The sequence below is a fragment of the Nocardioides sp. URHA0032 genome (genome assembly GCF_000620645.1).
Taxonomy (GTDB): Bacteria; Actinomycetota; Actinomycetes; order Propionibacteriales; family Nocardioidaceae; genus Nocardioides.
The window spans coordinates 465,046-491,047 of the sequence record NZ_KK211159.1 but is presented as its reverse complement, the minus strand read 5'-3'; the positions used below and the strand labels follow the sequence as shown (position 1 = coordinate 491,047).

Here is a 26,002-nt window from a genome sequence, read left to right as displayed (position 1 = left end):
CAACTGGAACGTGTTCTAGTTTCGCACACCGGTCACTTCGTGTCGATGCTCGACACCAACCAGCCGTGGTCGGTGTGCACGACCGTCACCAGCGCCCGGTACTGCGCGAAGTCGGTCTTCGGCTGCCCGTCCTCGACCTTCTGCACGTACTGGTTGAGGAACAGCAGCGCCTGCACCTGCGACGGGGACGCCTGCACGACGCTCTGCCCCACGGCCTTCACCTGGAGCTGCGTCTTGTTGGCGATGAACTGGTCGCGGATGCCGTCGGCAGTCTGCTGGTACTGCTTCGCGAAGGAGTCGGTCATCTTGGCGGTCGCCTGCGCGACCTGGTCGTCGTAGTTCTCGTACGTCGTGGAGAGGATCTCCTCGGTCGAGCGCGCCGCCGTCTCGACCGCCTCGCCGCGGGTGGCGTCACCCACGACGACCGGCCGGGACGCCGACACGGTCGGCGACGGGTCGTGGTTGAGGTAGACCAGCTCGAGGGCACCGACGACGACCAGCACCACGGCCGCCACGAGGAGGGCGATCGTGGTCCGGTTCCGTCCGCCGCGACGGGGCTGCTCCGCCCCGGGAGCACCGGGCTCCGGTGGTCCCGGCGGCGCGGGCGCCTCGTGGTCCGGCTGGTGCCCGGGCTCGTCGACGGACTTGTCGGCGGGCGCGTCGACCGGGCGGGTCTGGCCGGCGATCTTGCGCGGGCGCCCGGTCGGGTTGCGGGACCCCAGTCCGCCGGAGGTCGTCATCCGACGAACTCCAGGTTCGAGGTGAGCCACTGGTCACCGACCTTCTGGAGGTCCAGCTTGAGCCGGAAGTACCGCGCGACCTGCTGGTTCCTGGTGGACCGGTTCGCCACGGTGCCGGTGGTCGCCGCGAGGACGGTCGCGCTGTCGGCGTCGACGTCGACGACGCCGGCCCAGAGCACGTCGCCGTCCATGACCGACTGCTCGCGCTGGAGGACCTTCACGACGCCGTCGGTCGAGCTGTCGTACTGCTTCTTGAAGTCGCCGGTCGCTCCCGCCGCGACCGCCCCGATGCTCTCCTGGGCGTTGCGGTAGTCGATGTTGATGAACGCCTTCACCTCGTCGCGGGCGGCGGCGAGCACGTCGCCGTACCGCTCCTGCTCGACCGCGGCGCGCTGGTTCTCCCGGTGCTGCTGGACGACGAGCACGCCGCCGAACACACACGCGCAGGCGAGGACGAGCACCAGCACGAAGAGACCGATGTCCAGGCGGGCCCGAGTACCGCCAGCGGTCACCGGCTCGTCACCGGGCCGACCAGCAGCCACTTCCATGCGTCCCCTCCCAGGATCGACAGGTTGCCCTGATCGACGAAGCGTACGGGGTCTCCCTGTGCGTCGACGGCACCCGACACGAAACCCGTCGCCGGGTCGTACGACGACCGGTAGACCGCCCCGGGCGAGCCGGTGCGCGTGTTCTCCGGCGAGTGCTTCGGGCCGCGCATCACGTACGGCGGTCCGCTCGCGCATTGCGCCGGGAAGATGGGGCTGTCGGTGAGGTCGCTCGGCGGCCGCCACCGGTTGCGCGGCTTGTAACCCTCGGTGCACGGGGGGACGGAGTTGTCGAGCTGGAGGTTGACGTGGCCGTAGCCGTCGCCGGGGGTGCCCGTGAAGCCCGCCGAGATCACCCGCGGGTAGGTCACGAGGAGCTGCTCGACGCCCGCGAGGTTCGAGACCACGACCTGGTTGACGCTGACGGCGTTGCCCAGCAGCACCGGCAGGGTCGGCTCGAGGTCCTCGAGCAGCCCGTCGACCTCCCGCGCGGCGCCCGGGGTGTCGGTGAGGACCTTGTCGAGGTCGTCGTCGCTCGCGGCCAGTGCGCTGGTGATGCTGTGCAGGTTCCGCGCCAGGCTCCGGATGTTGTCGCCCTGCCCCTGCTGCGTGTTCAGCACCCGCTCGCCGCGGTCGAGCAGCCGGATGGTGTCGGCCGTGTGCTCCGACGCCTGGCGGACGAACTCGCTGCCGCTGTCCAGCAGGTGCTGGAGCGGCCGGCCGGTGTCGTTGAACATGGTGCCGAGCTCGCGGACGACGGCCCGCAGGTTGTCCTTGTCGACCGAGCTCACGAACCTGTCGAGCTCGACGAGCAGGTCGCCCTCGTCGACGGGGAGCGAGTCGGCGTCGCCGTGGAAGGTGTAGCCGGCCTCGGCGTACGGCCCCTCCTCGTTCGGCGGCTCGAAGTCGAGGTACTGCTCCCCCACCGCCGACAGGTTGTGCACGTACATCGGCGAGTCCTCGGGCAGCTCGGTGCCGTCCTGGAGCGCCAGGGTCAGGTCGACGCCGTCGGCCTTGGCGTTCATCGCCGAGACCTTGCCGATCTTCACGCCGCGGTACGTCACCTCGCTGCCCTCGAACAGGCCGCCGGAGGTCGGCAGGGTCGCGTGCACCGTGATGCCGCGGCCGAGCACCCGGTCGACCAGGCCGAGGTAGGACCCGGCGATGTAGACCACCCCGACCGCGCTGAGGACGAGGAACGCCGCGATGCGGAGCTTGACGCCGTGGCTCATGGGGTGCCTCCGTAGAGGGCCGCCGGGCTCGGAGCGGGGCTCGGCGTGCCGTCGATGAGGGCCCGGCCGAGCAGGCCGCCGGTGAGGCCGCCGAGGAGCCCCCCGAGCGGGCCGTCCCCGGCACCGGGGAGCGCCTCGACGATCGTGCAGACCGGGTTGCCGTCGTACTTCTTCCGCTTGCACTGCTGCTGCAGCTTCTTGACCAGGTCGACGCTGTCGAGCACCTTCTGGCACGCCTTGCTCTGGAGGTCGAGGCTCTGCAGGCACCTCGTCACCGCGTCGACGGTCTGCGCGGGGTCCGGGATCACCGGCGGGAGGCCGCCGCCGTCGTGGCCGCTCGGGATGATGTTCTCGAGGTTGATGTCGGCGCGGATCGAGGTGTTGGCGTAGTCGCCCTTGACGATCTCCGACGCCTCCTTCGGGAACGGGAAGCTGACCAGCAGGTTGAGGCCGGGTGCGAGCTTGTCGCCGGCCTCGTACAGCCGCTGCAGCAGAGGCTGCAGGTGGTCCAGCGACTTCAGGATGTCCTCCTTGCTCCGCCCGATCACGCGGGTGCCGACCGCCCCGAGCCTGTCGAGCGAGGTCAGCATGGCGATCAGCTGGTCGTGCTGCGCGGCCAGCACCTGGACGGCCGGGCCCATCACGTCGAGGGCGCTCGTGATCGTGTGCTTCTCGCCGTTCAGGGTGGCCGTGAGGTGGTCCACCGCATCCATCGCGTCGAGGATGTCGTCCTTCTGGGCGTCGATGGTGCCGACGACGTCGTCGAGGGAGCCGAGCAGGTGCCGCAGCCGGTCGGTCCGGCCGTCCATCACCGCGTTCAGCTCGTGGGTGATGGTGCCGAGCTGCTCGACGCCGCCGCCGCTCAGCAGGAACGACAGCGCGCCCAGCACCTCCTCGACCTCGGGGTTGCGTCCGGTGTCCGACAGATCGATGTTGTCACCCTCGGAGAGCTTGCCGGTCGCCCCGGTCGCGGGCGCCTCGAGCGCGACGTACTTCTCACCGAGCAGGCTGACCTGGCGGATCTCGGCGACCGCGTTGTCGGGCAGGTCGACGTCGTTCTTGATCCGCAGCGTGACCTCGGCGTGCCACCCGACCCGCTCGACGTCGGTCACCTCGCCGACGGTGACGTCGTCGACCATGACCGGTGACTTCGGTACGACGTTGAGGATGTCCTGGAACTCCGCCGTGACCTGGAACGAGTTGTCGTCGGACACCGGCCCGCCGGGCAGCGGGAGGTCGTAGGCGCCGTCGAACTTGCACGCACCGGCAACCAGGGCGAGGACGACCAGGAGGACTCCCGTGCGCAGCAGCCGGATCACGACCCGCCTCCCATCAGCGAGTCGAGGGACCCGGCGCCCGATGCGGCGTACTCCTGCACCCGGTTGTAGCCGCCGGTCGACGCGGAGGTGGAGCTCTTCCCGCCCTGGCCCGGCGGGATGGTCGGCAGCTGGCCCTCGACCGGCTCGAGGAGCTGCTTGAACAGCCGACAGGCCAGGTCGGCACTGGCCTGCGGCAGCCCGGACTGCTGCACGACCCCGCAGAGGAACCCGTCGGCGTCCCACACGTTGCCGCTGATCCCGATCCGGGACCCGATGGTGCCCGTCCTCGTGTTGTAGGCGAGGGTCAGGTTGCCGATCGCGGTCGGGGCGACGCGGAGCGCGGTCTCGATGCTGGACCGCTCGGAGTTGATGGTCTTCATCACGCGGGTCAGGCGTTCGACGCTCTCGACCAGGCGCGCCCGGTTGTCGTGGACGAAGCTCTTCACGGTGCCGACCGAGTCCGCCACGGCGGCGAGGGCGCCCTGGACCTCGGTCCGCTCGTCCGCGAGCTGGCCGGAGACGCCGGCGAGGTCCTGGATGAACGCGCGCACGAAGCGGTCGTTCCGGGCCAGCGTCGTCGTGAACTGCGCCAGCCGGCTGACGGTGTCGAAGAGCGGTCCGGCGCCGTTGCCGAACGTCTGCGCGGCGGCCGCGAGCTGGGTCAGCATCTGGTTGCCGAGCTGTCCCTTACCGTCCAGCGCGTGCGCGCCGGCGGCCAGCACGTGGTCGAGGGTGCCGTCCTTGTTGACGCCGTTGGGCCCGAGTGCCTCGGACAGGTCGCGCAGGCTGGCGTAGATGCGGTCCAGCTCGACCGGCACGCCGGTGTCGGCGAGCGCGATGTCCGCACCGTCCGCCATCAGCTCGTCCCCGGACTGGTAGGCGGGCGTCAGCTGGACGAACCGGTCGGCGACCAGGGTGGGCGTTACGATGACCGCCTTGGCATCGGCGGGCACGTGGTACTTCGCGTCGTACTCCATGTCGACCCGCACCGAGTTGCCCTCGGGGATCACCGCGGTGACCCGGCCGACGTTCACGCCGAGGATGCGGACGTCGCTGCCCTGGTAGATGCTCACGGCGCGCGGGAAGTGCGCGGTGACGGTCTTCGTCTCGGCGTCGTCGCGGAGGAACACGAAGTAGGTCGTGGTCAGCAGCACCACCGCGAGCGCCACCGCGATGGCGCGCCCGCTGACCCTGCTCAGGGCGTTCACTGACCCTCCAGGGGGCCGGGCTGGAACTCGCCGGTCGGGATCGCGGCCAGGTTGGACGCGTAGGCGTCGAACCAGGGGCCGGTGCCGATGATGTTGCCGAGGATCGACACGTACGGTCCGAGCGCGTGCAGGGTCGCCTTCAGCTCCTGGTCCTTGCTGTTGAGCAGCCCGAGCAGGTCGTTCACCTGCTTCAGCGCCGGCGCCATCTGCGCCTGGTTGTCCCGGGCGACGCCCTTCAGCTGGATGGCGAGCTGCCGGGCGTTCACGAGCAGCAGGTGGATCGCCTGCTTGCGCTGCTTGACCTCCTGGAGCACGAGGTCGCTGTGCTTCATCAGGTCGACCAGGTCCTGGCTGCGGGCCGCGAGCACCTTGCTGACGCTCTGGGAGCTCGTCAGCAGTGCCTGGATCTGGTCGTCGCGCGAGGCGATGCTCTCGGACAGCCGCGCGATGCCGCGGAAGCTCGACTCGATCTCCGGCGCCGCGTGGTTGGTCGTGTCGGCCACCACGTCGAGCGCGTCCTTGAGCTGGTCCGTGTCGATCCGCTCGGTGGTCTGGGTGAGGTCGCCGAAGACCCCGACGATGTCGTAGGCCGACTCGGTGCGGTCGAGCGGGATCACGTCGTTCTCGGGCATCTGCCCGCCCCCCGCAGGCTGGAGGTCGAGGTACTTCTCACCCAGCAGGTTCAGCACCTCGATCGACGCCCGGCTCTCGGGACCGAAGTCGACGCCCTTGTCGATGTCGAAGGTGACCAGCACCTTGTTGCTGTCCTCGAGGCTGACGTCGTCCACCCGGCCGACCCGGATGCCGCCGACCTGGACCATGTTCCCGACGTGCAGCCCGCTGGCGTCGCTGAACTCCGCCTTGTAGGTGCCGCCCTTGAAGCCCGGGAACTGGGAGAGGTTGAAGGCCGCCGCCATCACCAGCAGCATCGCGACCACCGTGATCGCGCCCAGCCGCAGGATCTGGGCCTGGCTGTACGTCCTCGAGATGCTCATGGCGCGGTGGCTCCGTTGCAGCGCGGTGCGGTCGAGTGGAAGTCCAGGTGGTTGAGCTGGCCCAGCAGCTGCTTGACGCCCGGCAGCGCACTGAGCCCGGCCGGCAGCGTGATACGGCCGCTGAAGCCGCAGATGTAGTAGCTGTACCAGGAGCCGTACGTGCCGGTCCGGGTCTGGTCCGTCATCGACTCGGGCAGCCGGTCGAGCAGGTCGGTGAGGTTCGCCCGGTTCTTCGGCTCGTTCAGGAGCGTGGCCAGCCGGCGCAGCTTCGCGACGTCGGACTTCACCAGCGGTCGCCCCTGGCGCAGCAGGTCGGCGACCACCACGGTCAGGTCGGAGATGTTGTCGATCGAGGAGCCGATGACGTGCCGGTCGCGGGCGAGGTCGGCCATCCAGTTCTTCAGGCCGATCACCAGGTCGTTGAGCTGCTGGTGCCGGCTGTCGACGGTCTGGAGGGTCTGGGTGAGGTTGTCGACGACGTGCCCGATCAGCTGGTCGCGGTCGGCGAGGGTGTTGGTCAGCGACGCGGTCTTCGCGAGGAGGCCCTGGACGGTCCCGCCCTCGCCCTGGAGCACCTGCACGAGGTTCATGCTCAGGTCGTTGACCTGCTGCGGGTTCAGGGCCTGGAACAGCGGCTGGAACCCGTTGAACAGCACCGTCAGGTCCAGCGCGGGTCTGGTCTGCGCGATCGGGATCGTGCCACCGTCCTCCAGCGGCTCGGCGTCGGCGTCCGCGCCCTCCTCGAGCGCGAGGTAGCGGTCGCCGACGAGGTTCAGGTAGCGGATCTCCGCGTGCGACGCGGTTGTCAGCGGCACGTCGGAGGCGACCTTGAACGTCACCAGTGCCCCGGTGCGGTCGTAGTGCTCGACGTCCTTCACCTCGCCGACGCTCACGCCCGCGACCCGGACGTCGTCACCCTTCTGGAGCATCGAGGCGGTGCTGAAGATCGCGTGGTACGTCGTCTGGCCGCCGAAGCCGAAGTTGCCCATGATCACCGCGAGCAGGCCGGTGACCAGCACTGAGGCGAGCGTGAAGATGCCGAGCTTGATGCCGGCGGCGATCGTGGTCGAGTTGCGGCTCACCTCGCGCCCACCCCCGCACGCAGGAGGGGGCCGAACATCAGCGCACCGAGCGAGCCGAACGTGTCGGCGGCCCGGCCGGTCCGCTCGGCGAGCAGCGCGTTGACGATCTGCTGCTCGCCCTCGGACCCGGAGTAGTCCGCGCCGGGCCGGTTGAGGCCGAGCTGCGTCGGCACCGGCGACGTGGGCGGGTGCTCGTCGATGTCGCTGCCCTGCTTGAGCGCGACGGGCGGGGCCGGGACCGGTGCGTCCGGCAGGCCGAGGCACCAGGGACCGTGCCCGACCTCGCCGTACACCGGCTTGTCGTGCTGGTCGTAGGGGTGGTACTGCGGGGTGCCGAACTCGATGTACTGCTTGACCTGGTTGCCCTCGAAGGTCCGGGCCAGGCGGGGTGCGTAGCGCGCCGCGCCCTCGATCAGGCACGGCAGCTCGGGCGAGTAGACCGCGAGGAGCCGCAGCACCGGCTCGGTCACCTGGCCGACCCGGATCAGGTTGGTCGCGTTCTCGTGCAGCACTCGGGTGGAGGTGTCGGCGAGCCCGCCGAGGTCGGAGAAGAAGGTGCTCAGCTGCTGCTTGTCGTCGATCACGGTCTGGCCGGTGATCGTCACGTCCCGCAGCACGCCGAGGAGGTCGGGCGCCGCGCTGTCGTAGGTCCGGGCGACGTCCGCGAGCTTGACCAGGTCGGTCCGCAGCGTCGGCAGGTGGTCGTCGATCTGGCCGAGGTAGTGGTCGAGCTGGTCCATCGTCCGGCCGAGCTGCTCGCCGCGACCGGCCAGCGCGGTCGAGAGCGCGTTGAGCGTCGCGTTCAGGTCCGCGGGCCGGATCGAGCGCAGCAGCGGGAAGAGCCGGTTCAGGACCTGGCTCAGCTCGACGTTGGTGTCCACCCGGTCGGCGGGGATGACGTCCCCATCCGCGAGCGGGGTCGACGACGGGTCGTCAGGCACGACGAGCGAGATGAACTTCTGGCCGAACAGCGTCGTCGGCAGGATCTGCACCGACACGTTCTCCGGGATCTGCTCGGCCTCGTCGGGGTCGATCGCGACGGTGATCAGGGCCTGGTCGCCCTTCTGGTCGACCTTGCGGACCTGCCCGACCAGCGCCCCGTTGACGCGCACGTCGCCGAACTTCGCGAGCTGGAGGCCCGCCCGGTCGGCCTCGATCGTGACCGTGGTGACCCGGGAGAAGGTCTTGTTGTACACCGCGATGGAGAGACCGATCAGCAGCGCGATCACGGTCAGGAAGGCGACGCCCGCGACCAGCAGCCGTCGGTGCTCACGCGGGCTGTCGTGGTAGACGTTCACCAGCATCAGCCGGTGATCCTCACCGTGGTGGTGGAGCCCCAGATCGCGAAGCTGAGGAAGAAGTCCGCGACCACGATCGTCACGATGCTGGTCCGGATCGCACGGCCGACCGCCATGCCGACCCCGGCGGGGCCGCCGGAGGCGGTGTAGCCGTAGTAGCAGTGCACCAGGATCACCGCGACCGCGAGGAACAGCAGCTTGAAGAACGACCAGAGCATGTCGACGGGCGGCAGGAACTGCAGGAAGTAGTGGTCGTACGTGCCGGGTGACTGCCCGTAGATCATCGTGGTGATCAGCCGCGGCGAGAGGTACGACGCGGACAGCGCGACGATGTAGAGCGGGATCACCGCGATGAACGCGGCGATCATCCGGGTCGTCACCAGGAACGGCAGCGACGGGATGCCCATCACCTCCAGCGCGTCGATCTCCTCGGAGATCCGCATCGCACCGAGCCGCGCGGTGTAGCCGCAGCCGACGGTGGCGGCCAGCGCGATCGCCGAGACCAGCGGCGCCACCTCCCGGGTGTTGAAGTACGCCGAGATGAACGCGCTGAACTTCGCGACGCCGATCTGGCTCAGCGACGCGTAGCCCTGGATGCCGACCTCGGTGCCGGCGAAGAACGCCAGGAACGCGATCACGCCCACGGTGCCGGCGATCAGGCTCAGGCCGCCGGCGCCGAAGGTGACCTCGGCCAGCGTGTTGACGATCTCGCGCGGGTAGCGCTTGATGGCGCGCGGCGTCCACGCCAGCGCCTTGACGTAGAACAGCAGCTGGTCGCCGTACGTCTCGAGGGAGTCGCGGCGTCCCTTGACGAAGGAGCTGCCCATCTCACCGATGCTGGCCATGTCAGTCGTCAGAGCCCCGGGGGTGGGACGACCTGGAAGTAGATCGCGGTGATGATCGCGTTGAGGAAGAACAGCAGCATGAACGCCACGATCACGGACTCGTTGACGGCCCGGCCGACGCCGCTCGGCCCGCCGCCGGCGTTCAGGCCCTTGTAGGCGCCGACGATCGCGGCCAGCCAGCCGAAGACGACCGCCTTGATCATCGCGATGTAGAGGTCGGGCAGGCTGGCGAGCACGGTGAAGTTCGCGAGGAAGGCGCCGGCGGAGCCGCCCTGGACGATGACGGTGAAGAAGTAGCCGCCGCCGATGCCGGCGGCGATCACGATGCCGTTGATCATCGCGGCGACGAACATGGTCGCCACCACGCGCGGGACCACCAGCCGCTCCAGGGGGTCGACGCCGAGGACCTCCATGGCGTCGATCTCCTCGCGGATCTTGCGGGCGCCCATGTCGGAGCAGATGGCGGAGCCGGCGGCGCCGGCGATGATCAGGGCGGCCGCGATCGGCGCCGCCTCCCGGACGGTCGCGAGCACGGCGGTGGCGCCGGCGAACGACTGGGCGCCGAGCTGCCCGGTGAGGTTGCCGACCTGGAGCGAGATGACCGCTCCGAACGGGATCGAGACCAGGATCGTCGGCAGGAGGGTGACGCTGGTGATGAACCACGCCTGCTCCACGAACTCCCGGAACTGGAAGGGGCGCGTGAAGATGCGCTTGGTGACCTCGACGACCATCGCCGCGATCTCGCCGGGTCCCCGGATCACCGACACGGCAGAGAACGCCATCCCTCACCTCCCCTGTTCGCTGCCCATGTCTAGACAGCTGCCACAGAGTAGAACGTGTTCTCGTTTCAGGCAACGAGCGTCCACTCCGGGTAGAACCGGTTCTCCCACCGATGTCAACGACCGTCCTCCCCCGGGGTGACGGGGGCGAAACGTGGGCTGGACCGGCCCCGCCGGGCCGCCTCCTACGATGTGGAGGTGGACAGGGAGGTCTGGTCGTCGTTCACCCACGACCCGCGCGACAGCCGCTACGCGCCGATCCGCGCCTCCGACCACGACCGGATCGTGGTCCAGCAGGTCCTCGACGAGGCGTACGCCGACGGCCGCCTCGACCGTGACGAGTACGAGCAGCGCTCCGAGCAGGCGCTCGGGGTGCGGGTGCTGGGCGAGCTGAACCCGCTGCTCGGCGACCTGGTCGTTCGGCAGCCGTCCACCGGCACCAGCCTGGCGCACGCCACCCGGTCCGACCTCGAGGCGATGGCGGAGCGGCACTGGCGGACCAAGCGGCGCGAGGCGTCCTTCTCCTTCCTCGGCGCGAGCCTGGTCACCACCGCGATCTGGTTCGCGACCTCCTGGCGGCACGGGGGCTTCGACCCCTACTTCTTCTGGCCGGCCTTCGTGATCGCCTTCAGCCTGCTGAACCTCGTGCGCACCGCGATGTCCCGGACCGAGATCGTCGACCACGAGATCCGGCGCCTGGAGCGGCAGCGCGACAAGCAGCAGCGGCCGCCGGGCTGGCTGCCGTGGTGAGCCTGCGGACGCGCGCCGCGACCGTCCGCGCGCACCCGTCCGCGGTCCTGATGTCCACCCAGCTCGTCGCCGTGCTGGCGTACCCGTTCCTCGACCAGACGGCGTGGGGCCGCGCCGTGGTCGGGACCGTGCAGCTCGGGATCGTCCTCGCCGCGCTCGCGGCCGTCCGACCGACGCCGGCGCTGACCTGGGTCGCCGTGCTGCTGGGTGCGCCCGCGATGGTCCTCACGATCCTCGAGGCCTGGCAGCCGCACAGCGACCCGATCGTGCTGACCTCGGCGTTCCTCCACGCGCCCTTCTACTTCTACATCTCCTACGCGATGATCCGGTACCTCTTCCACGACGACCGGGTGACCCGGGACGAGCTGTTCGCGACCGGAGCCGCGTTCACGGTCGTCGCCTGGGGGTTCGCCTACGTGTTCGCCGCCTGCCAGGTCGTCTGGCCCGGCTCGTTCATCGGCGCGACCGGCGTCGGTGACCGGAGCTGGTTCGAGCTGCTCTTCCTGTCGTTCAGCACGCTGACGAGCGTCGGGCTCTCCGACGTCGTTCCCGTCGGCGGGCACGCCCGATCCTTCGCGATGGTCGAGATGGTCGCCGGGGTCTTCTACGTCGCGCTCGTCGTCGCGCGGCTCGTCAGCCTGGCCGTCGTCGCTCGCCGGCCGGAGGCCTGAGCCTCGCCACGCCGCCGCGCCGGGCTCTCACGACTTCACGAACTCGAGCAGGTCGGCGTTGATGACGTCGGCATCGACCGTGCACATCCCGTGGGGGAATCCCGGGTACACCTTGAGCGCGCCGTCGCTGAGCAGCTCCACGGAGAGCTCGGCCGAGTCGGCGATCGGCACGACCTGGTCGTCGTCGCCGTGCATGACCAGCGTCGGGACCCGGATCTGCCGGAGGTCCTCGGTGAAGTCGGTCTCGGAGAACGCCTTGATGCCGTCGTAATGGGCCTTCGCGCCGCCCATCATCCCCTGCCGCCACCAGTTCCGGATGACGCCCTGGGAGGGCTCGGCTCCGGGCCGGTTGTAGCCGTAGAACGGTCCCGAGGCGACGTCGAGGTAGAACTGGGCGCGCTGGGTCGCCGTACCCTCCCGGTAGCCGTCGAAGACCTCCATCGGGAGCCCGCCGGGGTTGGCGTCGGTCCGGAGCATCAGCGGGGGAACCGCGCTGACCAGCACCGCCTTGGCCACCCGGTCGCCGCCGTGGCGGGCGACGTACCGCGTGACCTCCCCGCCGCCCGTGGAGTGGCCGACGTGCACGGCGTCGTGCAGGTCGAGGTGGTCGACCACCGCGGCCAGGTCGGCGGCGTAGTGGTCCATGTCGTGGCCCTCGCCGGTCTGCGTCGAGCGCCCGTGCCCGCGGCGGTCGTGGGCGACGACGCGATAGCCCTGCTGGACGAAGAACAGCATCTGGTTGTCCCAGTCGTCGGCGGACAGGGGCCACCCGTGGCTGAACACGATCGGTTGGCCCGAGCCCCAGTCCTTGTAGAAGATCTCCGTGCCGTCAGCCGTCGTGATGGTTCCCATGCCACGCTCCTTGTACGGGTTGCCCGCGGGTCATGCGCCCTCGGGAGTGGATCGACTCCCCCTGCCTACGCCGGATCCGCCGCCTCCACATTGGTGCTGCCTGCAATCCGCGGCACCGGCCCGGCACGGACCTGACAGGATGGCCGGGTGCGCCGCCTCGCCGCCCCGCTGCTCGCGGTCACCGTGGCGCTCGTCCTGGCCGACTCCGCGATCGTCACGCTCGCACTGCCCGCCATCCTGTTCCACCTGCGGACGACCGTGGGCGAGGTCGCGTGGGTGCTGATCGCCTACAACCTGGTGCTCGCGCTGGTCGCCGTGCCGGCGGGGCTGCTCCTGGCCCGGACCCGGCCGCGGCGGCTGACCGCGGCGGGCATCGCGGTCTTCGCGGTCGCCTCGGCGTGGTGCGCCGGTGCTGGCTCCATCGAGGGGCTGGTCAGCGCGCGGTGCGTGCAGGCGGTCGGTGGCGCGTTCGCCCTCCTCGGCTGCCTGGAGCTGCTGGCCGCGGAGTACGGCGAGCGTCGCGGCGTCGCGACGTGGGTGGCCGCAGGCGTGGTGGGCACCGCGGCGGGCCCGGTCGCGGGCGGCATCCTCACGCAGGCGTTCTCGTGGCAGGCGATCTTCGTGGTGCAGGTGCCCTTCGCGATCCTTGCCGTCCCGGCCGCGCTGCTGCTGTCCGCTCCCCCGCAGCCGTCGGCGGACCGGCACCGCCCGGCACTGCGCCCGAACCTGACCCTCGCCCTGCTGTCGGCCGCCCTGACCGCGGCGCTGTTCCTGCTGGTCCTCCTGCTCGTCGAGGGCTGGCGCCGGTCCCCCGCCACGGCGGCGCTGGCCGTGTCCGTCGTCCCGCTCGCGGCCCTGGCCGCGCGACCCGTCGCGCGCCTCTTCCGGCCGTCCCGCGAGGTCGAGGTGGCGTCCGGGTGCTTCCTGGTCGCCGGCGGGCTGGTGTGCCTGGCGCTGCTGCCCGCGGCCGACCTGCTCTGGACCGTGGCGCCGCAGGCGCTGGTCGGCCTGGGGCTCGGCCTCACCGTCGACCACCTCACCTCGCAGGCGATGGAGCTGCGGCTGCCGCGCGTGAAGCACGCGGGATGGACCATCGGCGCCCGGCACGCGGGCGTCGTCGTCGGGCTCGCCATCCTCACGCCGGTGTTCACCGCGGACCTGCTGGACGCCCAGGTCCCGGCGCAGGAGGCGATCACCTCCCTGGTGCTCGACGCGCCCCTGCCCCCGCAGGACAAGATCGCGGTCGCCCAGGCGCTCGGGGGCGAGCTGAGGGCGCAGCAGGGCCGGGTCCCGGACCTGCACGCGGCCTTCGCTGCGCTCGACCTCGATCCCGCCCAGCAGCCCGCGGCGGACCGCCTCGAGCGCGACCTCGGCGCCCAGGTCGAGCGGGCGGCGACGCGGGCGTTCCGCGACTCGTTCCTGATCGGCGCGGGGCTCGCGCTCCTCGCCCTGCTGGTCGTGGTCGCACCCCGCCGGAAGGTCGCGACGTGAACGGGCTGCCGGCGTTCTGCCTCGCGCTGGTCGGCGCCGTGCTCACCGTCCAGCTCGTGGCCGGCGGTGGCGGACTCGAGCCGCTCCACAGCGCCGACCCGTGCGCCGCGCGGACCGTCAGCTCCCAGGCCGACGGGATCGACGGCCTCACCGAGCGGCTGGTGCTCATCGGGCTCGACGACGCCGCGTGCACGCTCGGCGTCAGCCGCGAGGCGCTGACGCTGGAGCTCGCCCAGCCCGGGCCGCGCACCGATGCCCAGGTCGACGCCCTGCACGACGGACTGCTCGCGGCGGTCCAGCGGATGAAGGACGAGGGAACCCTGCCGCCGGCGTCCGACCTCGTGGACGACGCGCTCGACAACGCCGAGCTCAACCCGTTCCTCGAGGCCGCCATCCGGGCGCTGCCCGGCGCCGTGGTCGACGCGGCGTTGAAGACCGACGACGTGCTGACCCGCGCGATCGACGACCTGGACCTGCGCGCCGTGCTGGCGGACCTCGACGACCAGGACGACCTGGAGCGCCGGGTCGACGCCGCCGTCACCCAGGCGGTGCGGGACTCGCTGGTCGCCCGCCTCGATGACCTGATCTAGTCGTCGCCGTCCTCGTCGTCCAGCAGGCCCGTGCGGCGCGCCTCGGCCACGATCCGGCGGACGTTCTCGAGCCGGCCGCAGTCCTCGTCGATCTGCCGGTTGCGCTCGGTGGCGAACTGCTCGCCGAGGTCGGCGCGGACCTGCGGGCCGACGGCCTCGCGGGCCGGGTTGAGGATGGTGAGCTCCTCCTCGGTCAGGTGGTGGTTCACCAGCCGGGCGAGCTCCTCGACCGCGTCGTCGAAGGCCTGGGTGTCGGTGCCCGAGAGCTCGAGCACCCCCAGCAGCGCCTGGTTGCCCTCGGCGTGCTCCTCGACGCCGTGGTCGGCCTCGTGGTCGTCGACGGCGTTCTTCCGCTTCAGCTTCGGGTAGACGAACCTCTCCTCCGCCTCCGCGTGCGCGACGTGCAGGGCGGCGAAGGCTCGTCGTACGGCGTCGCGGTCCTGGCTGCTGTCACGCAGGTCCCGCAGCAGCGCCTCGAATCGACGGTGATCATCGAGGATCAGGTCGACGACATCGCCCTGCACGGGCCTTCCGAGATCGATGTTGGTCACGTCCGTAGCGTAGGTGCGATGACCGGGCGCGAGCGGACACCCCTGCAGGCGGTGCTGCTCGTCCTGGGCGTGACCGTCGCCCTCAGCGTGGCCCTGTCCGTGCTGCGGGTGCCGTCGGCCGTGCTGTTCGGCTCGTTGCTCGGCGGCATGGCGCACGCGCTGACCTCGCCGACCGCGCTCACGCTGCCGCCGTGGTCGTTCCGGCTGGGCCAGGCGCTGATCGGCATCACCATCGGCTCCCTGGTCAGCCTGTCCGCGCTCGCCGACATGGGCCCGGCGCTGCTGCCGATCCTCGGCGTCACCGCGGCGACGGTCGTCATCAGCCTGCTCGCCGGCCGCACCCTCGCGATCCGGCGCGACGTCAGCGAGGTGACCGGCGCCTTCGCGATGATCGCGGGCGGTGCGTCCGGCGTCGTCGCGATCGCGCGCGACCTCGGCGCCGACGACCGCGTGGTCACCGTCGTGCAGTACCTCCGGGTGTTCGTCGTGCTCGTCTCGATGCCCCTGGTGACCGCGGTGGTCTTCCACCCCGACCACGGCCTGGGGACGTTCACGGCGAACGGCGAGGGCTGGGCCGAGGACCTCGCCTACACCGCGATCGCGCTGGCGCTCGGCATGGTGCTCGCCCGGCTGGTGCCGATCAGCACCGCGACCCTGCTCGGCCCGCTGGCGGTGGCGGTGGCCCTGACCGCGACCGGCTGGCTCGGCGCGCCGGCGGTGCCGATCGCCCTGCAGTGGCTGGCCTACGCGCTGATCGGCGTCCAGGTCGGACTCCGGTTCACCCGGGCCAGCCTGGCCTCGATCGCGCGGATGCTGCCCGTCGTCCTGCTCATCATCGCGGCGATGGTCGCGGCGACCGCGCTGCTCGGCGCGGTGCTGGCCCGGCTGACGCCGGTCGACGGGCTGACGGCGTACCTCGCGACCACGCCCGGCGGCCTGTTCGCGGTGCTCGCCACGGCCGCGGACAGCGGCTCGGACGTGACCTACGTGATGGCGGTGCAGCTGTTCCGGCTGCTCGTGATCCTGGCGTTCACCCCGGTGCTCGCGCGCCTTCTTCGAGCTCGGCGCGGTTGATGACGCGGCGGGCCTGCACCCGGTAGCGGTAGACCTGCGACAGGCCGACCGCCCACAGGACGTACTGCACGGACATCGCCCAGCGGAACCCCGAGGGCGTGTAGTCGGTGCTCGAGCCGGGGGTACGCCAGTCGAGGACGAGGCCGATCGCGATCACCAGCAGGAGGCTGGCGATGAACCCGCCCTGGTTGATGATCCCGCTGGCACTGGCGAACCGCTCCTTCGGGTTCGACGTGCGGCCGACGTCGAAGCCGATCATCGAGGCCGGTCCCCCGACGCCGACGACGATCACCAGGACGACCAGGAGCGGCGTCGGCGCGTGGCCGGGCCAGAGCAGCACGGCGGTCCACACGACGACGATCGAGGAGACGATGCCCAGCACCATCGTCGAGCGCTGCCACGGGTGGTTGCCGACCAGCCACCCGAGCGTCGGGCCCGCGGCCATCACCGCCAGCACCATCAGCGTCAGCAGCAGGCCTGCCGTCGAGGACGACTGGAGCTCGCCCTTGACGAAGAAGGGGTAGCCCCAGAGCAGGCTCAGGGCGGTGGCGCTGAACTGCGTGGAGAAGTGCATCCAGAACCCCAGGCGGGTGCCGGGGTGCGCCCAGGACGCGGCGAGGCTGGCGCGCACGGCCGCGAGCGAGAGCGAGGGGCCGCGCAGATTGCGGTGCGTGGGCGAGTCGTGGAGGACGAGGAGGACGGCGACCGCGAGGGCGAGGCCGAGCGAGGCTGCGATCAGGTACGCCTCGGTCCAGCCGAGGTGCCCCAGCGCCCAGGTCATGGGGACGGCGGCCCCGACCGCGCCGAGCTGCCCCAGCGTGCCGGTCAGCTGGGTGACCAGCGGGATCCGGCGGGCCGGGAACCAGCTGCTCACCAGGCGCAGCACGCAGATGAACGTCATCGCATCGCCCATGCCGACGAAGACCCGGGCGACCAGCGCCTCCGGGTAGGTCTCGGCCAGCGCGAACCCGGCCTGCGCGCAGGTCAGCAGCACGGTGCCGCACAGCAGCACGCTGCGCGAGCCGAACCGGTCGACCAGGAGCCCGACCGGGATCTGCATGGCGGCGTACACGACCAGCTGGAGCATCGTGAACGTCGCCAGCTGCGAGGCCGAGATGTCGAAGCGCTCGGTGGCCGCGAGGCCGGCCACCGCGAGCGAGGACCGGTGGAAGACCGCGACCAGGTAGACCAGGAGACCGACGACCCAGACCGACCAGGCGCGGGCCGTGGTGGTCGGGGGCTGATTCACTCCGCGGATTCTAGGTGGTTCAGTCGAGGCAGAACTCGTTGCCCTCGGGGTCCTGCATGACCAGGAAGCCGGCGCTCATCGGCGGGTCGGGCTCGAACCGCTTCATCCGGGTCGCGCCGAGCGCGACCAGGCGGTCGGCCTCGGCCTCCAGGGCGGCCATCCGCTCGTCGCCCTCCAGCCCCGGCGCGGCGCGGACGTCGAGGTGGACGCGGTTCTTCACGGTCTTGCCCTCGGGGACCTGCTGGAAGAACAGCCGCGGGCCGGCGGCGTCGGGATCGACCGAGGCGGACGCCATGTTGCGCTTCTCCTCGGGCAAGGTCGCCGAGAAGTCGTCCCAGGAACCGAAGCCGGGCGGGGGCGGCGGGAAGGCGTAGCCGAGAGTGGCGTTCCAGAACGTCGAGAGCGACCGCGGGTCGGCGCAGTCGAAGGTCACCTGCACCTGCCGGACCCGGCTCACTTCACGCCCGCTTCCATCATCTGCCGCAGCTCCTTCTTGAGGTCGGAGATCTCGTCGCGGAGCCGCGCCGCCACCTCGAAGTGCAGCTCGGCGGCCGCCCCCTTCATCTGGTCGGTGAGCTCCTGGATCAGCTGGGCGAGCTCCGCGCTCGGCAGCCCGGCGAGGTCCTTGCTGTGCTGACCGGCCTCGCCGCCCGCCAGCCGGGAGAGCGCCGGGACCGGCGCCTTCCGGTTCTTCGGGTCCTGGTGCTGCCAGGTCTCGAGCAGCGCCTGGGTGCTCTCGTCCTCGCGGGCCAGCATGTCGGTGATGTCGGCGATCTTCTTGCGCAGCGGCTGGGGGTCGACGCCGTTCGCCTCGTTGTAGGCGACCTGCTTGGCCCGGCGCCGGTTGGTCTCGTCGATCGCCGACTCCATCGAGGGCGTGATCCTGTCGGCGTACATGTGCACCTGGCCGGAGACGTTGCGCGCCGCGCGGCCGATCGTCTGGATCAGCGACTTGTCGGAGCGGAGGAAGCCCTCCTTGTCCGCGTCCAGGATCGCGACCAGCGACACCTCGGGCAGGTCGAGGCCCTCCCTGAGCAGGTTGATGCCGACGAGGACGTCGTACTGCCCCAGCCGCAGGTCGCGGAGCAGCTCGATCCGCTTCAGCGTGTCCACCTCGGAGTGGAGGTACCGGGTGCGGATGCCGGCGTCGAGGAGGTAGTCGGTGAGGTCCTCGGACATCTTCTTGGTCAGCGTGGTGACCAGGACCCGCTCGTTCTTCTCCACCCGGGTGTTGATCTCGTGGATCAGGTCGTCGATCTGGCCCTTGGTCGGCTTCACGATCACCTCGGGGTCGACCAGGCCGGTCGGCCGGATGATCTGCTCGACGGTGTCGCCGCCGACCTTGTCGAGCTCGTAGTTGCCCGGGGTCGCGGAGAGGTAGATCGTCTGCCCGATCCGGTCCAGGAACTCCTCCCAGCGCAGCGGTCGGTTGTCCATCGCGCTGGGCAGCCGGAACCCGTGGTCGACGAGGTTCCGCTTGCGGGACATGTCGCCCTCGTACATGCCGCCGATCTGGGGCACGGCGACGTGCGACTCGTCGACGACGAGCAGGAAGTCCTCGGGGAAGTAGTCGAGCAGACAGTTCGGCGCCGACCCGCGGGAGCGGCCGTCGATGTGCATCGAGTAGTTCTCGATGCCGGAGCACGACCCGACCTGCCGCATCATCTCGACGTCGTAGGTCGTGCGCATCCGCAGCCGCTGCGCCTCCAGCAGCTTGCCCTCGCGCTCGAACTTCGCGAGCTGGTCCTCGAGCTCGAGCTCGATGCCCCGGATGGCGCGCTCCATCCGCTCCGGACCTGCGACGTAGTGGGTCGCCGGGAAGACGTAGAGCTCCTGGTCCTCCGTCACGACCTCCCCGGTCAGCGGGTGCAGCGTCATCAGCCGCTCGATCTCGTCGCCGAAGAACTCGACCCGGACGGCGTGCTCCTCGTAGACCGGGAAGATCTCCAGGGTGTCGCCGCGCACCCGGAACGTGCCCCGGGTGAACGTCATGTCGTTGCGGGTGTACTGGATCTCGACGAGCCGGCGCAGGATCGAGTCGCGGTCGTGCTCCTCCCCCACCTTCAGCCGGATCATCCGGTCGACGTACTCCTGCGGGGTGCCGAGGCCGTAGATGCAGGAGACGGTGCTGACCACGATCACGTCGCGGCGGGTGAGCAGGCTGTTGGTCGCGGAGTGGCGCAGCCGCTCCACCTCCTCGTTGATCGAGGAGTCCTTCTCGATATAGGTGTCCGTCTGCGGGACGTAGGCCTCGGGCTGGTAGTAGTCGTAGTAGGAGACGAAGTACTCGACGGCGTTGTCCGGGAACAGCTGGCGCAGCTCGTTGGCGAACTGCGCGGCGAGCGTCTTGTTCGGCTGCATGACCAGGATCGGGCGCTGCACCTGCTCCGCGACCCAGGCGACCGTCGCGGTCTTGCCGGTGCCGGTGGCGCCGAGGAGCACGACGTCCTGGACGCCGGCCCGGATCCGGCGTGAGATCTCCGCGATGGCCGTGGGCTGGTCGCCCGACGGCTGGTAGTCGGAGACCACCTTGAACGGCGCCACGCGGCGCTCGAGATCCGTCACTGGTCGCATACTCCGAGCGTAGACGGGGGCACCGACAGCGTCGCTCCGGAGCGGGCGGACCCCTGGCCCCGGTCGGTCCAGTTCGACGGCGTGCAGCACCCCTTCAAGACGAAGATCTGGGCGCTGTGCGTGCCCAAGACCAACATCCCGGTCGTGGTCACCTGCTCGGAGGAGTGACCGGCAGCGTCGTCAGAGGGGCCCCCGCCGACCGGCGGGGGCTCCTCTCGTCTGGCTAGATTGTCTCCGTGACCCGCCGCACGCCTTCTCCGTCCGCGCGGGTGATCCGGATCCTCCGCCGCACGCTGATGGCCGTCTTCGGCGTCCAGCTGGCGCTGGCGATCGGGATGTCGCTGGTCGACTCCTACCGCCGCCGCGGCAAGAAGCCGCGGCCGTTCCCCGTCACGGCGCCGCACGAGGTCGAGGTCGGCGAGGGCACGCTCACGACGTACACCTACGGCCGCGACCTCTACGACGCCATGCTCGGCGCCATCGAGCAGGCACAGCGGCAGATCCTCTTCGAGACCTACATCTGGAAGGGCGACGAGGTCGGCGAGCGGTTCAAGGCGGCGCTCTCCGCGGCTGCCGACCGGGGCGTCGAGGTCTACGTCATCTACGACGGGTTCGCGAACCTCGTCGTCTCGCCGCGGTTCAAGCGGTTCCCGCCGACGATGAAGGTCCTGCGCTACCCGGTCTACCCGGCCGGCTGGAAGTTCTTCGACCTCGCCCGCTACGGCCGCGACCACCGCAAGATCCTGGTCGTCGACGACGCGGTCGGGTTCGTCGGCGGCTACAACGTCGGGTCGGCGTACGCCACCGAGTGGCGCGACACGCACGTGCGCATCACCGGCCCGGGCGTCTGGGACCTCAAGCGCGCGTTCGCGGACTTCTGGAACCTCAACCGGCGGCGCCGGATCGGGACGTCGGAGCGGCCGTTGCTGCTCGAGACCGCGTCCACCTGGGAGCCGCGGATCCGGTTCCACCGCAACGTGCCGCGGCTGTGGATGTTCCCCATCCGGTCGATGTACATCGAGGCGATCAACCGCGCGTCGACCAACATCTGGCTGACGGCTGCCTACTTCTGCCCCGATCAGGACTTCGTCGACGCGATCAAGGACGCGGCCGGGCGCGGGGTCGACGTACGCCTGCTGCTGCCGCTGAAGTCGAACCACATCGTCGCGGACTGGATCTCCCGCGGCTACTTCACGCAGCTGCTGAACGCCGGGGTGCGGATCTTCCGGTTCCGCGACGCCATGGTGCACGCGAAGACCTCCACGATCGACGGCACCTGGTCGACGGTCGGCACGGCGAACGTCGACCGCCTCAGCCTCCAGGGCAATTACGAGATCAACATCGAGGTGATCGACGAGGCCTTCGCGGCCAACCTCGAGGAGATCTTCCGCACCGACGAGTCGAACTGCCTCGAGCTCACCCACGGCGAGTGGGAGGCGCGGGACCTGCACCGCAAGTTCACCGAGGCGATCCTCGCGCCCCTGCGGCCGCTGCTCTGACTGAGTGTGTCCCTATTCGCGGTCCGAGACTGCGAGCCTTTACCGGAGCCGATGAGCGTGCACCTGTCGACGCCGGATGCGAGCGCCACTGCTGACCGGTCTAGTGGGGCACTGACTCGCTGGCTGCCCGCCCGACAGCTGCCTCAACGACGACGTGACCGACTACGTGCTGCAGTGGAGCCACAACGAACCACCGACCGCACCGGTCGACCTGACCGTCGCAGACCAGACGGTTTCCGCGTTCCTCGCCACCCACGCCTGACCCGGCCCAGCCGCCTGGAACGCTGCGCTCCCCTCCGCGGCATTCGCATCCGGCTGATGTCCAGTGGCCCCACGACCTCGGCGCGGACGATCGTGAAGGCCCGACGGCCTGGCGTCCGCGCACCCGCTACGCGTCCGGCAAGGGGGCACGGGTCATCCCGCAGCACGCCGGCTGCTGCCGGGCCGTGCCTTCGACGCGGCGCTGACCCGCGCGTTCCTGCACTAGTCCCGATCTCGTCAACCGGTGTGATGCGCGCTCGGGTCGTCGTGGGCTTCACTGGGAAGGATCGACACCACCCGGAGGGCGCACCGCGGGTCGTCGCGTCCTCGTCACTCCCCTAGGAGGAGCGATGAGATCGAGCAGGATGTTTGTCGGGGTGATGACTGCAGCGGCGCTCGCCCTCACGAGCGTGTCGGCGTCGTCCGCCCAGGCCGTCACGGACCACGACCACGGGAGCAGCGCCAGCGGCGATGCGGTCAGAGCGTGGGACGAGATCGCGGTCAACACGCTGATCAGCCTGCCCGGCCCCGCCGGTGGGGCTCCGCCCGCCGCGGCCGTCCACATGGCCATGGTCCAGGGCGCGGTCTTCGACGCGGTCAACGCGATCGGTCACCGGCACTTCCGGCCGTACCTGCTGGTGAAGCGCTACCCGAGGTGGGCCTCGGAGGACGCCGCGGTGGCAGCTGCCAGCGCGGGCGTGCTCCACAACATCCTGGCCGGCGTGCCCAACCTCCCGGAGGCCACGCGGACCACCATGCTCAGCACACTGGCGACGCAGTACGCCGACGCGCTCGCCGACGTTCCCGACGGCTGGGCCGAGAAGGCGGGGATCGCCGCCGGCGAGGCCGCCGCCGCGGCCATGATCGCGGCCCGCACGGGCGACGGTAGGTTCGGACCCTCGCAGTGGGTTCCCAACGACGCCCCCGGGCACTGGTCGCCGTTGACGGACCCGGCCACCGGGCTGCCGGTCCTGGACCCGACGCCGTGGGTCGGCGGGGTGCAGCCGTTCGTCCTGAAGTCGGCCTCGCAGTTCCGCACCCGAGGCCCGCTCGGGCTCGACACCGCCAGGTATGCGGCTGAGTTCAACGAGGTCAAGCAGATCGGTGCGCTCGAGAGCACCACTCGGACGACGACCCAGACCTACATCGCCCGTTGGTGGCAGAGCACGCCGGTCCGGAGCTGGAACGAGGTCGGCCGCGAGCTCTCGATGCGCAACGGGCTCGACGCGCTGGACACGGCGCGGCTCCTCGCCCTGCAGAACCTCAGCGCGGGCGACGCGGCGATCAGCTGCTGGAACGACAAGTACCACTGGGACTTCTGGCGTCCCTGGAACGCCATCCATCGCGCCGCGGAGGACGGCAACCCGGCCACCACCCCGGATCCGGACTGGGCACCGCTGATCGCGGCGCCGTACCCCGAGCACCCTTCGGGGCACCTCTGCCTCGACGGTGCCAACGTCCGCGTCCTGTGGAAGTACTTCGGCGACAGGATCGACGGCGGCTTCTCGATCACGAGCATCTCGGCGTTCCTGCAACCAGGGGACGTGACCGTCCGAAGCTTCGACAGCTTCTCGCAGGTGCTCGCCGAGATCGTCGAGGCCCGCATCTGGGCCGGCCTGCACTTCCGCAACGCGGACCGTCAGGGCAAGGCGCTGGGCCTCGGCGTCGGGAGCTACGTGGTCGCGCACGAGCTGCAGCCGTTCAGGCACCACCACCACGACTGGTGAGAGGTCGGAGCGGCGGTCCCCGGCTCGGGAGCACCGCCGCTCCGTCCGTCAGACCCCTGCTGCCTTCTCCATGGCGCTGACCTCGCCTGGTGTCGCAGCTGCTGTCGCAGGACGGAATGCCTAGGTCGGCAGCTCTTCGCCGGCGCGCTCGCGCACCATGTACAGCGCGTACCAGTCCGGCCAGTTCGCGTCCGCCTCGCCGGTGCGTGCCTCGTGCTCACCGTGCGCGGCGGCCGCGCGCCGCAGGGCGTCGGCGAGGTCGGCGACCGAGTCGTACGACGTCGTCATCGTGGTCACCGCCCCGGGAGCCGGGTGCGGATCTCCTGGCACAGCCACCCGTTGCCGTCGGGGTCGCTGAACGCCAGGAAGGAGCCGTAGTCAGCGTGGTCGGGGGCCGGACCGTCGACGCGGCCGGCCATGCCGGCGTGGTGGAAGATCCCGGTCGCGTCGTGGAACGGGCCGGTCACCTCGACGCCCCTGGACTCGAGGTCCGCCTTCGCCGCGTCGACGTCGTACACCGACAGCTGGAGGCCCTGGTAGGACCCCGGCGGGGCGGTCGTGACCCCCTCGCCGAAGATGATCGAGCACCCGGAGCCCGGAGGCGTCAGCTGCACCACGTGGTACCCGTCCTCGACCGTCAGGTCGGCGTCGAGGCGCCACCCGAGGCCCTCGTAGAAGTTCTTCGCGCGGTCGACGTCCGAGACCGGTACGACGACCACCTCCAGGCGCATCTCGCCCGGCTGGACCACCGTAGGGCTTCCCATGGCCCGAGCAAACCCAGCCGGTGGCGGGCCGTCAAGGGTCAGCGCGGCTGCGGGATGTCGATCACCGAGCTGAGCCTGAGCGCCTTGGTCCGGTCGCCCTTCACCTTGAGCTGTCCCTTGAGCACGCCGGTCAGCGGGTTGAGGTGGCCGGTCGCGAGGCGCAGGTAGTCGTGCGCCTGGCACGTCACGGTGGCGTCGCGCTCCTCGCCCTCCTCGCCCTCGGTCACGGTCGCGACCCCGTCGGAGACGCGGACGACGTAGCGCTCGACCTCGCCGGACGGGTTGCCGAGCAGCCGGAAGGCCACGGCCAGCTCGACGCCGCGGGCCCGGTGCTGGTCGACGTACTCGGGCAGGCGCCGGAAGATCTCGCCGAGCACGACCGGCCGGAACCCCGACGCCATCACCTTCTCGAGGTGCTCGCGCGGTGCGTCCTCGAGGACGGTCGCCACGTCGACCGGGTCGAGCGCGGTCGGGTCGACGGCGACGACGTCGCTGCCGGGCACGCGGAAGATGCCGCCGACCGCCAGCGCGAGCGTCGCGTCGCCCTCGATGTCGAGCTTGCCGGAGAGGTACTCCAGCCCGGCGTTGCGCTCGCCGCTCACGAGCCGGACGAACCGCAGGATGCTGGTCCGGAGCACGACGTCGACCGGGTCGGCCCGGGTGAGCTCGATGGTGCCGCCCGCGAACCGGAGGACGTGGCTCTCGAGCAGCTTCCCGCGGCGCTCCAGGTCGATGCGGACCGTACCGTGCAGAGCGGCGAGCCGCTCCGGTACGGCGTACTCGTGCAGCCGCGCGAGGATCCCCTCGATCGCCACCGGCCGGATCCCGTCGCGGCCGATCAGCTCGAGCAGCTCCTCGTCCGGGGTGCCGGTGACGGCGGCGACCAGGGCCTCGGCATCGGCGTCGGCGAAGAACGCGGCCGCCTCGTCGGGCGTGGCCGTGCGCAGCGGGGTCAGGTCCATCAGGTCCTCGTGACGCGGGCGGGCAGGTGGGTGCGCGGCGCCATCCGCGCGCCGTGCCGCGGGCGCCGCCCGGCGGCCAGGGCGAGCAGCACCGGGACCCGGCCGCGGTGCGGTCGCCACGGCTCCAGGAACTCCGCCATCTCGGCGTCGTCGAAGTCCCGGCCGGCCACGGCCCAGCCGAGGTCCTTCGCCACGTGGTAGTCGCCGAAGCTCACCGCGTCGGCGTCACCGTGGGCGCGCTGGCGCACCTCGGCGGCCGTCCAGGCGCCGATGCCGGGAAGGCTGGTCAGCCGGCGCTCGACCTCGTCGCCCGGCAGCCCTACGGTGCGCTCGAGCGACTCCGCCACCCGGGCGGCGCCGACGAGGGTGCGCGAGCGGGCCGGGTCGACGTGCATCCGCAGCCACTCCCAGGAGGGGACCCGGCGGATCGTGGCGGCGTCGGGCTGCACCCAGAGCTTCAGCTCGCGGCCCGGGCCGGGTGCCCGTTCGCCGTACCGGTGCACGAGCATCCGGAACCCCGCGAACGCCTCCTGGCCGGTCACCTTCTGCTCGATGACCGCCGGGGTCAGCGCCTCCATGACCAGACCGGTGCGGCCGATCCGCCAGTGCGAGTACCGACGCCAGGCCTCCGCGACGAGCGGGTGGCGGTCCGCGTCGAAGCCGGTCGTGTCGTCGCCGGCGCCGAGGAGCTCGGGGACCGACTCGAGGACCCACTCGGCGCCGGGCCCCCAGGCCTCGGCGCGCACGACGCCCGCGCTGGTGAGGGGCTCCACGAGGAGCGTGGCCGGACCCGCCGGGGTGCCGATGCCGCGCCAGTGCTGATCGCCGACGATGCGGTACGTCGGGTCGCCGCCCCCGCGGCGGTGGGTCGCGAGGGTGGCGCCGACCGGGCAGGGCCAGTCCGGACGCCACTCCCGCACCCGACCGTCCACGTCCGCGAGGAT

Annotated in this window: 26 protein-coding genes; 7 read left to right on the top strand and 19 right to left on the bottom strand. The window is 70.9% G+C overall.

Going from position 1 to position 26,002, the window contains the following annotated elements:
- Positions 1-32: 32 nt before the first annotated feature.
- The 10 genes from N538_RS0116060 to N538_RS0116015 are packed head-to-tail and all read right to left on the bottom strand — an operon-like array spanning position 33 to position 10,046.
- Complete coding sequence (locus N538_RS0116060) at positions 33-740, bottom strand: hypothetical protein (protein ID WP_028638125.1); 708 nt, start codon at positions 738-740, stop codon at positions 33-35.
- Positions 737-1,288, bottom strand: coding sequence for a hypothetical protein (locus N538_RS25855; protein ID WP_155992150.1), 552 nt, complete (start codon positions 1,286-1,288; stop codon positions 737-739). The genes N538_RS0116060 and N538_RS25855 overlap by 4 nt, the downstream gene beginning before the upstream one ends.
- Positions 1,249-2,517, bottom strand: coding sequence for an MCE family protein (locus N538_RS0116050; RefSeq protein WP_028638124.1), 1,269 nt, complete (start codon positions 2,515-2,517; stop codon positions 1,249-1,251). The genes N538_RS25855 and N538_RS0116050 overlap by 40 nt, the downstream gene beginning before the upstream one ends.
- Complete coding sequence (locus tag N538_RS25850; RefSeq protein WP_028638123.1) at positions 2,514-3,836, bottom strand: MCE family protein; 1,323 nt, start codon at positions 3,834-3,836, stop codon at positions 2,514-2,516. Before N538_RS25850 ends, N538_RS0116050 begins: the two co-directional genes overlap by 4 nt.
- The gene (locus N538_RS25845) at positions 3,833-5,044 is read right to left on the bottom strand and encodes an MCE family protein (protein WP_051549354.1); all 1,212 of its coding nucleotides are present in this window, start codon (positions 5,042-5,044) and stop codon (positions 3,833-3,835) included. Before N538_RS25845 ends, N538_RS25850 begins: the two co-directional genes overlap by 4 nt.
- Positions 5,041-6,039: an MCE family protein gene (locus tag N538_RS0116035; protein WP_051549353.1), complete on the bottom strand. Its 999-nt coding sequence runs from the start codon at positions 6,037-6,039 to the stop codon at positions 5,041-5,043. The genes N538_RS25845 and N538_RS0116035 overlap by 4 nt, the downstream gene beginning before the upstream one ends.
- Positions 6,036-7,121, bottom strand: coding sequence for an MCE family protein (locus N538_RS25840; protein WP_036570770.1), 1,086 nt, complete (start codon positions 7,119-7,121; stop codon positions 6,036-6,038). Before N538_RS25840 ends, N538_RS0116035 begins: the two co-directional genes overlap by 4 nt.
- Positions 7,118-8,425, bottom strand: a complete 1,308-nt coding sequence (locus N538_RS0116025; protein WP_028638121.1) for an MCE family protein — start codon at positions 8,423-8,425, stop codon at positions 7,118-7,120. Before N538_RS0116025 ends, N538_RS25840 begins: the two co-directional genes overlap by 4 nt.
- On the bottom strand, positions 8,425-9,264 hold the full coding sequence (locus N538_RS0116020; protein ID WP_028638120.1) for an MlaE family ABC transporter permease: 840 nt from the start codon (positions 9,262-9,264) through the stop codon (positions 8,425-8,427). Before N538_RS0116020 ends, N538_RS0116025 begins: the two co-directional genes overlap by 1 nt.
- Positions 9,265-9,272: 8 nt before the next feature.
- The gene (locus N538_RS0116015; RefSeq protein ID WP_028638119.1) at positions 9,273-10,046 is read right to left on the bottom strand and encodes an MlaE family ABC transporter permease; all 774 of its coding nucleotides are present in this window, start codon (positions 10,044-10,046) and stop codon (positions 9,273-9,275) included.
- Positions 10,047-10,241: 195 nt separating this feature from the next.
- Here N538_RS0116015 and N538_RS27555 point away from each other — a divergent pair, with 195 nt between their 5' ends.
- Both N538_RS27555 and N538_RS0116005 read left to right on the top strand, forming a co-directional pair.
- Entirely contained in the window at positions 10,242-10,793 is a 552-nt protein-coding gene (locus N538_RS27555; protein ID WP_197025365.1) for a DUF1707 SHOCT-like domain-containing protein, read from the top strand.
- Positions 10,790-11,464 carry a potassium channel family protein gene (locus tag N538_RS0116005; protein WP_231496243.1) on the top strand — a complete coding sequence of 225 codons (675 nt, stop codon included), beginning with the start codon at positions 10,790-10,792 and terminating at the stop codon, positions 11,462-11,464. Before N538_RS27555 ends, N538_RS0116005 begins: the two co-directional genes overlap by 4 nt.
- A gap of 27 nt (positions 11,465-11,491) precedes the next feature.
- Here N538_RS0116005 and N538_RS0116000 read toward each other — a convergent pair whose 3' ends face one another.
- Positions 11,492-12,316 (bottom strand): alpha/beta fold hydrolase, encoded by an 825-nt coding sequence (locus tag N538_RS0116000; RefSeq protein WP_028638117.1) that lies wholly within the window; start codon positions 12,314-12,316, stop codon positions 11,492-11,494.
- A 147-nt stretch (positions 12,317-12,463) separates the two neighbouring features.
- Between N538_RS0116000 and N538_RS0115995 the strand changes: the two genes are divergently transcribed.
- Together N538_RS0115995 and N538_RS0115990 are read left to right on the top strand one after the other, a co-directional pair.
- A complete protein-coding gene (locus N538_RS0115995; protein ID WP_028638116.1) occupies positions 12,464-13,807 on the top strand; it encodes an MFS transporter in 1,344 nt (447 codons plus the stop codon).
- Positions 13,804-14,397: a hypothetical protein gene (locus tag N538_RS0115990; RefSeq protein WP_028638115.1), complete on the top strand. Its 594-nt coding sequence runs from the start codon at positions 13,804-13,806 to the stop codon at positions 14,395-14,397. Before N538_RS0115995 ends, N538_RS0115990 begins: the two co-directional genes overlap by 4 nt.
- Here N538_RS0115990 and N538_RS0115985 read toward each other — a convergent pair.
- Positions 14,394-14,948, bottom strand: coding sequence for a hemerythrin domain-containing protein (locus N538_RS0115985; protein ID WP_028638114.1), 555 nt, complete (start codon positions 14,946-14,948; stop codon positions 14,394-14,396). The genes N538_RS0115990 and N538_RS0115985 overlap by 4 nt on opposite strands.
- Before the next feature lie 18 nt (positions 14,949-14,966).
- Here N538_RS0115985 and N538_RS0115980 point away from each other — a divergent pair, with 18 nt between their 5' ends.
- Positions 14,967-16,022, top strand: coding sequence for an AbrB family transcriptional regulator (locus tag N538_RS0115980; RefSeq protein WP_028638113.1), 1,056 nt, complete (start codon positions 14,967-14,969; stop codon positions 16,020-16,022).
- On the opposite strand, the gene N538_RS0115975 is transcribed toward N538_RS0115980, so the two are convergent.
- From N538_RS0115975 to uvrB, 3 genes are read right to left on the bottom strand one after another with little or no spacing between them, the layout of a single operon-like run.
- On the bottom strand, positions 15,979-17,271 hold the full coding sequence (locus N538_RS0115975) for an MFS transporter (protein ID WP_036570767.1): 1,293 nt from the start codon (positions 17,269-17,271) through the stop codon (positions 15,979-15,981). The genes N538_RS0115980 and N538_RS0115975 overlap by 44 nt on opposite strands.
- 19 nt (positions 17,272-17,290) lie before the next feature.
- Positions 17,291-17,728: a VOC family protein gene (locus tag N538_RS0115970; RefSeq protein WP_028638111.1), complete on the bottom strand. Its 438-nt coding sequence runs from the start codon at positions 17,726-17,728 to the stop codon at positions 17,291-17,293.
- Positions 17,725-19,845 carry an excinuclease ABC subunit UvrB gene (gene uvrB, locus N538_RS0115965; protein WP_028638110.1) on the bottom strand — a complete coding sequence of 707 codons (2,121 nt, stop codon included), beginning with the start codon at positions 19,843-19,845 and terminating at the stop codon, positions 17,725-17,727. Before uvrB ends, N538_RS0115970 begins: the two co-directional genes overlap by 4 nt.
- A 236-nt stretch (positions 19,846-20,081) precedes the next feature.
- Between uvrB and N538_RS0115955 the strand changes: the two genes are divergently transcribed.
- Positions 20,082-21,344, top strand: coding sequence for a phospholipase D-like domain-containing protein (locus tag N538_RS0115955; protein ID WP_036570764.1), 1,263 nt, complete (start codon positions 20,082-20,084; stop codon positions 21,342-21,344).
- A 641-nt stretch (positions 21,345-21,985) separates the two neighbouring features.
- Positions 21,986-23,332: a vanadium-dependent haloperoxidase gene (locus N538_RS25830; RefSeq protein ID WP_051549350.1), complete on the top strand. Its 1,347-nt coding sequence runs from the start codon at positions 21,986-21,988 to the stop codon at positions 23,330-23,332.
- Between the two features lie 120 nt (positions 23,333-23,452).
- On the opposite strand, the gene N538_RS29085 is transcribed toward N538_RS25830, so the two are convergent.
- Genes N538_RS29085 through N538_RS0115925 form a run of 4 tightly spaced genes read right to left on the bottom strand, consistent with a single transcriptional unit; the run spans position 23,453 to position 25,990 of the window.
- Entirely contained in the window at positions 23,453-23,629 is a 177-nt protein-coding gene (locus N538_RS29085; protein WP_051549349.1) for a hypothetical protein, read from the bottom strand.
- Positions 23,626-24,096 (bottom strand): VOC family protein, encoded by a 471-nt coding sequence (locus N538_RS0115935; RefSeq protein WP_028638107.1) that lies wholly within the window; start codon positions 24,094-24,096, stop codon positions 23,626-23,628. The genes N538_RS29085 and N538_RS0115935 overlap by 4 nt, the downstream gene beginning before the upstream one ends.
- A 38-nt stretch (positions 24,097-24,134) precedes the next feature.
- Positions 24,135-25,058: an SCP2 sterol-binding domain-containing protein gene (locus N538_RS0115930; protein WP_028638106.1), complete on the bottom strand. Its 924-nt coding sequence runs from the start codon at positions 25,056-25,058 to the stop codon at positions 24,135-24,137.
- Positions 25,058-25,990 carry a DNA-3-methyladenine glycosylase family protein gene (locus N538_RS0115925; RefSeq protein WP_036570758.1) on the bottom strand — a complete coding sequence of 311 codons (933 nt, stop codon included), beginning with the start codon at positions 25,988-25,990 and terminating at the stop codon, positions 25,058-25,060. The genes N538_RS0115930 and N538_RS0115925 overlap by 1 nt, the downstream gene beginning before the upstream one ends.
- Positions 25,991-26,002: the final 12 nt, after the last annotated feature.

Excerpts from the sequence above, each read along its gene's own strand:
- N538_RS0116060 (WP_028638125.1), bottom strand. The coding sequence starts at position 740 with ATGACGACCTCCGGCGGACTGGGGTCCCGCAACCCGACCGGGCGCCCG.
- N538_RS25855 (WP_155992150.1), bottom strand. The coding sequence starts at position 1,288 with ATGGAAGTGGCTGCTGGTCGGCCCGGTGACGAGCCGGTGACCGCTGGC.
- N538_RS0116050 (WP_028638124.1), bottom strand. The coding sequence starts at position 2,517 with ATGAGCCACGGCGTCAAGCTCCGCATCGCGGCGTTCCTCGTCCTCAGC.
- N538_RS0116035 (WP_051549353.1), bottom strand. The coding sequence starts at position 6,039 with ATGAGCATCTCGAGGACGTACAGCCAGGCCCAGATCCTGCGGCTGGGC.
- N538_RS0116025 (WP_028638121.1), bottom strand. The coding sequence starts at position 8,425 with ATGCTGGTGAACGTCTACCACGACAGCCCGCGTGAGCACCGACGGCTG.
- N538_RS0116020 (WP_028638120.1), bottom strand. The coding sequence starts at position 9,264 with ATGGCCAGCATCGGTGAGATGGGCAGCTCCTTCGTCAAGGGACGCCGC.
- N538_RS0116015 (WP_028638119.1), bottom strand. The coding sequence starts at position 10,046 with ATGGCGTTCTCTGCCGTGTCGGTGATCCGGGGACCCGGCGAGATCGCG.
- N538_RS0116000 (WP_028638117.1), bottom strand. The coding sequence starts at position 12,316 with ATGGGAACCATCACGACGGCTGACGGCACGGAGATCTTCTACAAGGAC.
- N538_RS0115980 (WP_028638113.1), top strand. The coding sequence starts at position 14,967 with ATGACCGGGCGCGAGCGGACACCCCTGCAGGCGGTGCTGCTCGTCCTG.
- uvrB (WP_028638110.1), bottom strand. The coding sequence starts at position 19,845 with ATGCGACCAGTGACGGATCTCGAGCGCCGCGTGGCGCCGTTCAAGGTG.
- N538_RS25830 (WP_051549350.1), top strand. The coding sequence starts at position 21,986 with ATGACTGCAGCGGCGCTCGCCCTCACGAGCGTGTCGGCGTCGTCCGCC.
- N538_RS0115935 (WP_028638107.1), bottom strand. The coding sequence starts at position 24,096 with ATGGGAAGCCCTACGGTGGTCCAGCCGGGCGAGATGCGCCTGGAGGTG.
- N538_RS0115930 (WP_028638106.1), bottom strand. The coding sequence starts at position 25,058 with ATGGACCTGACCCCGCTGCGCACGGCCACGCCCGACGAGGCGGCCGCG.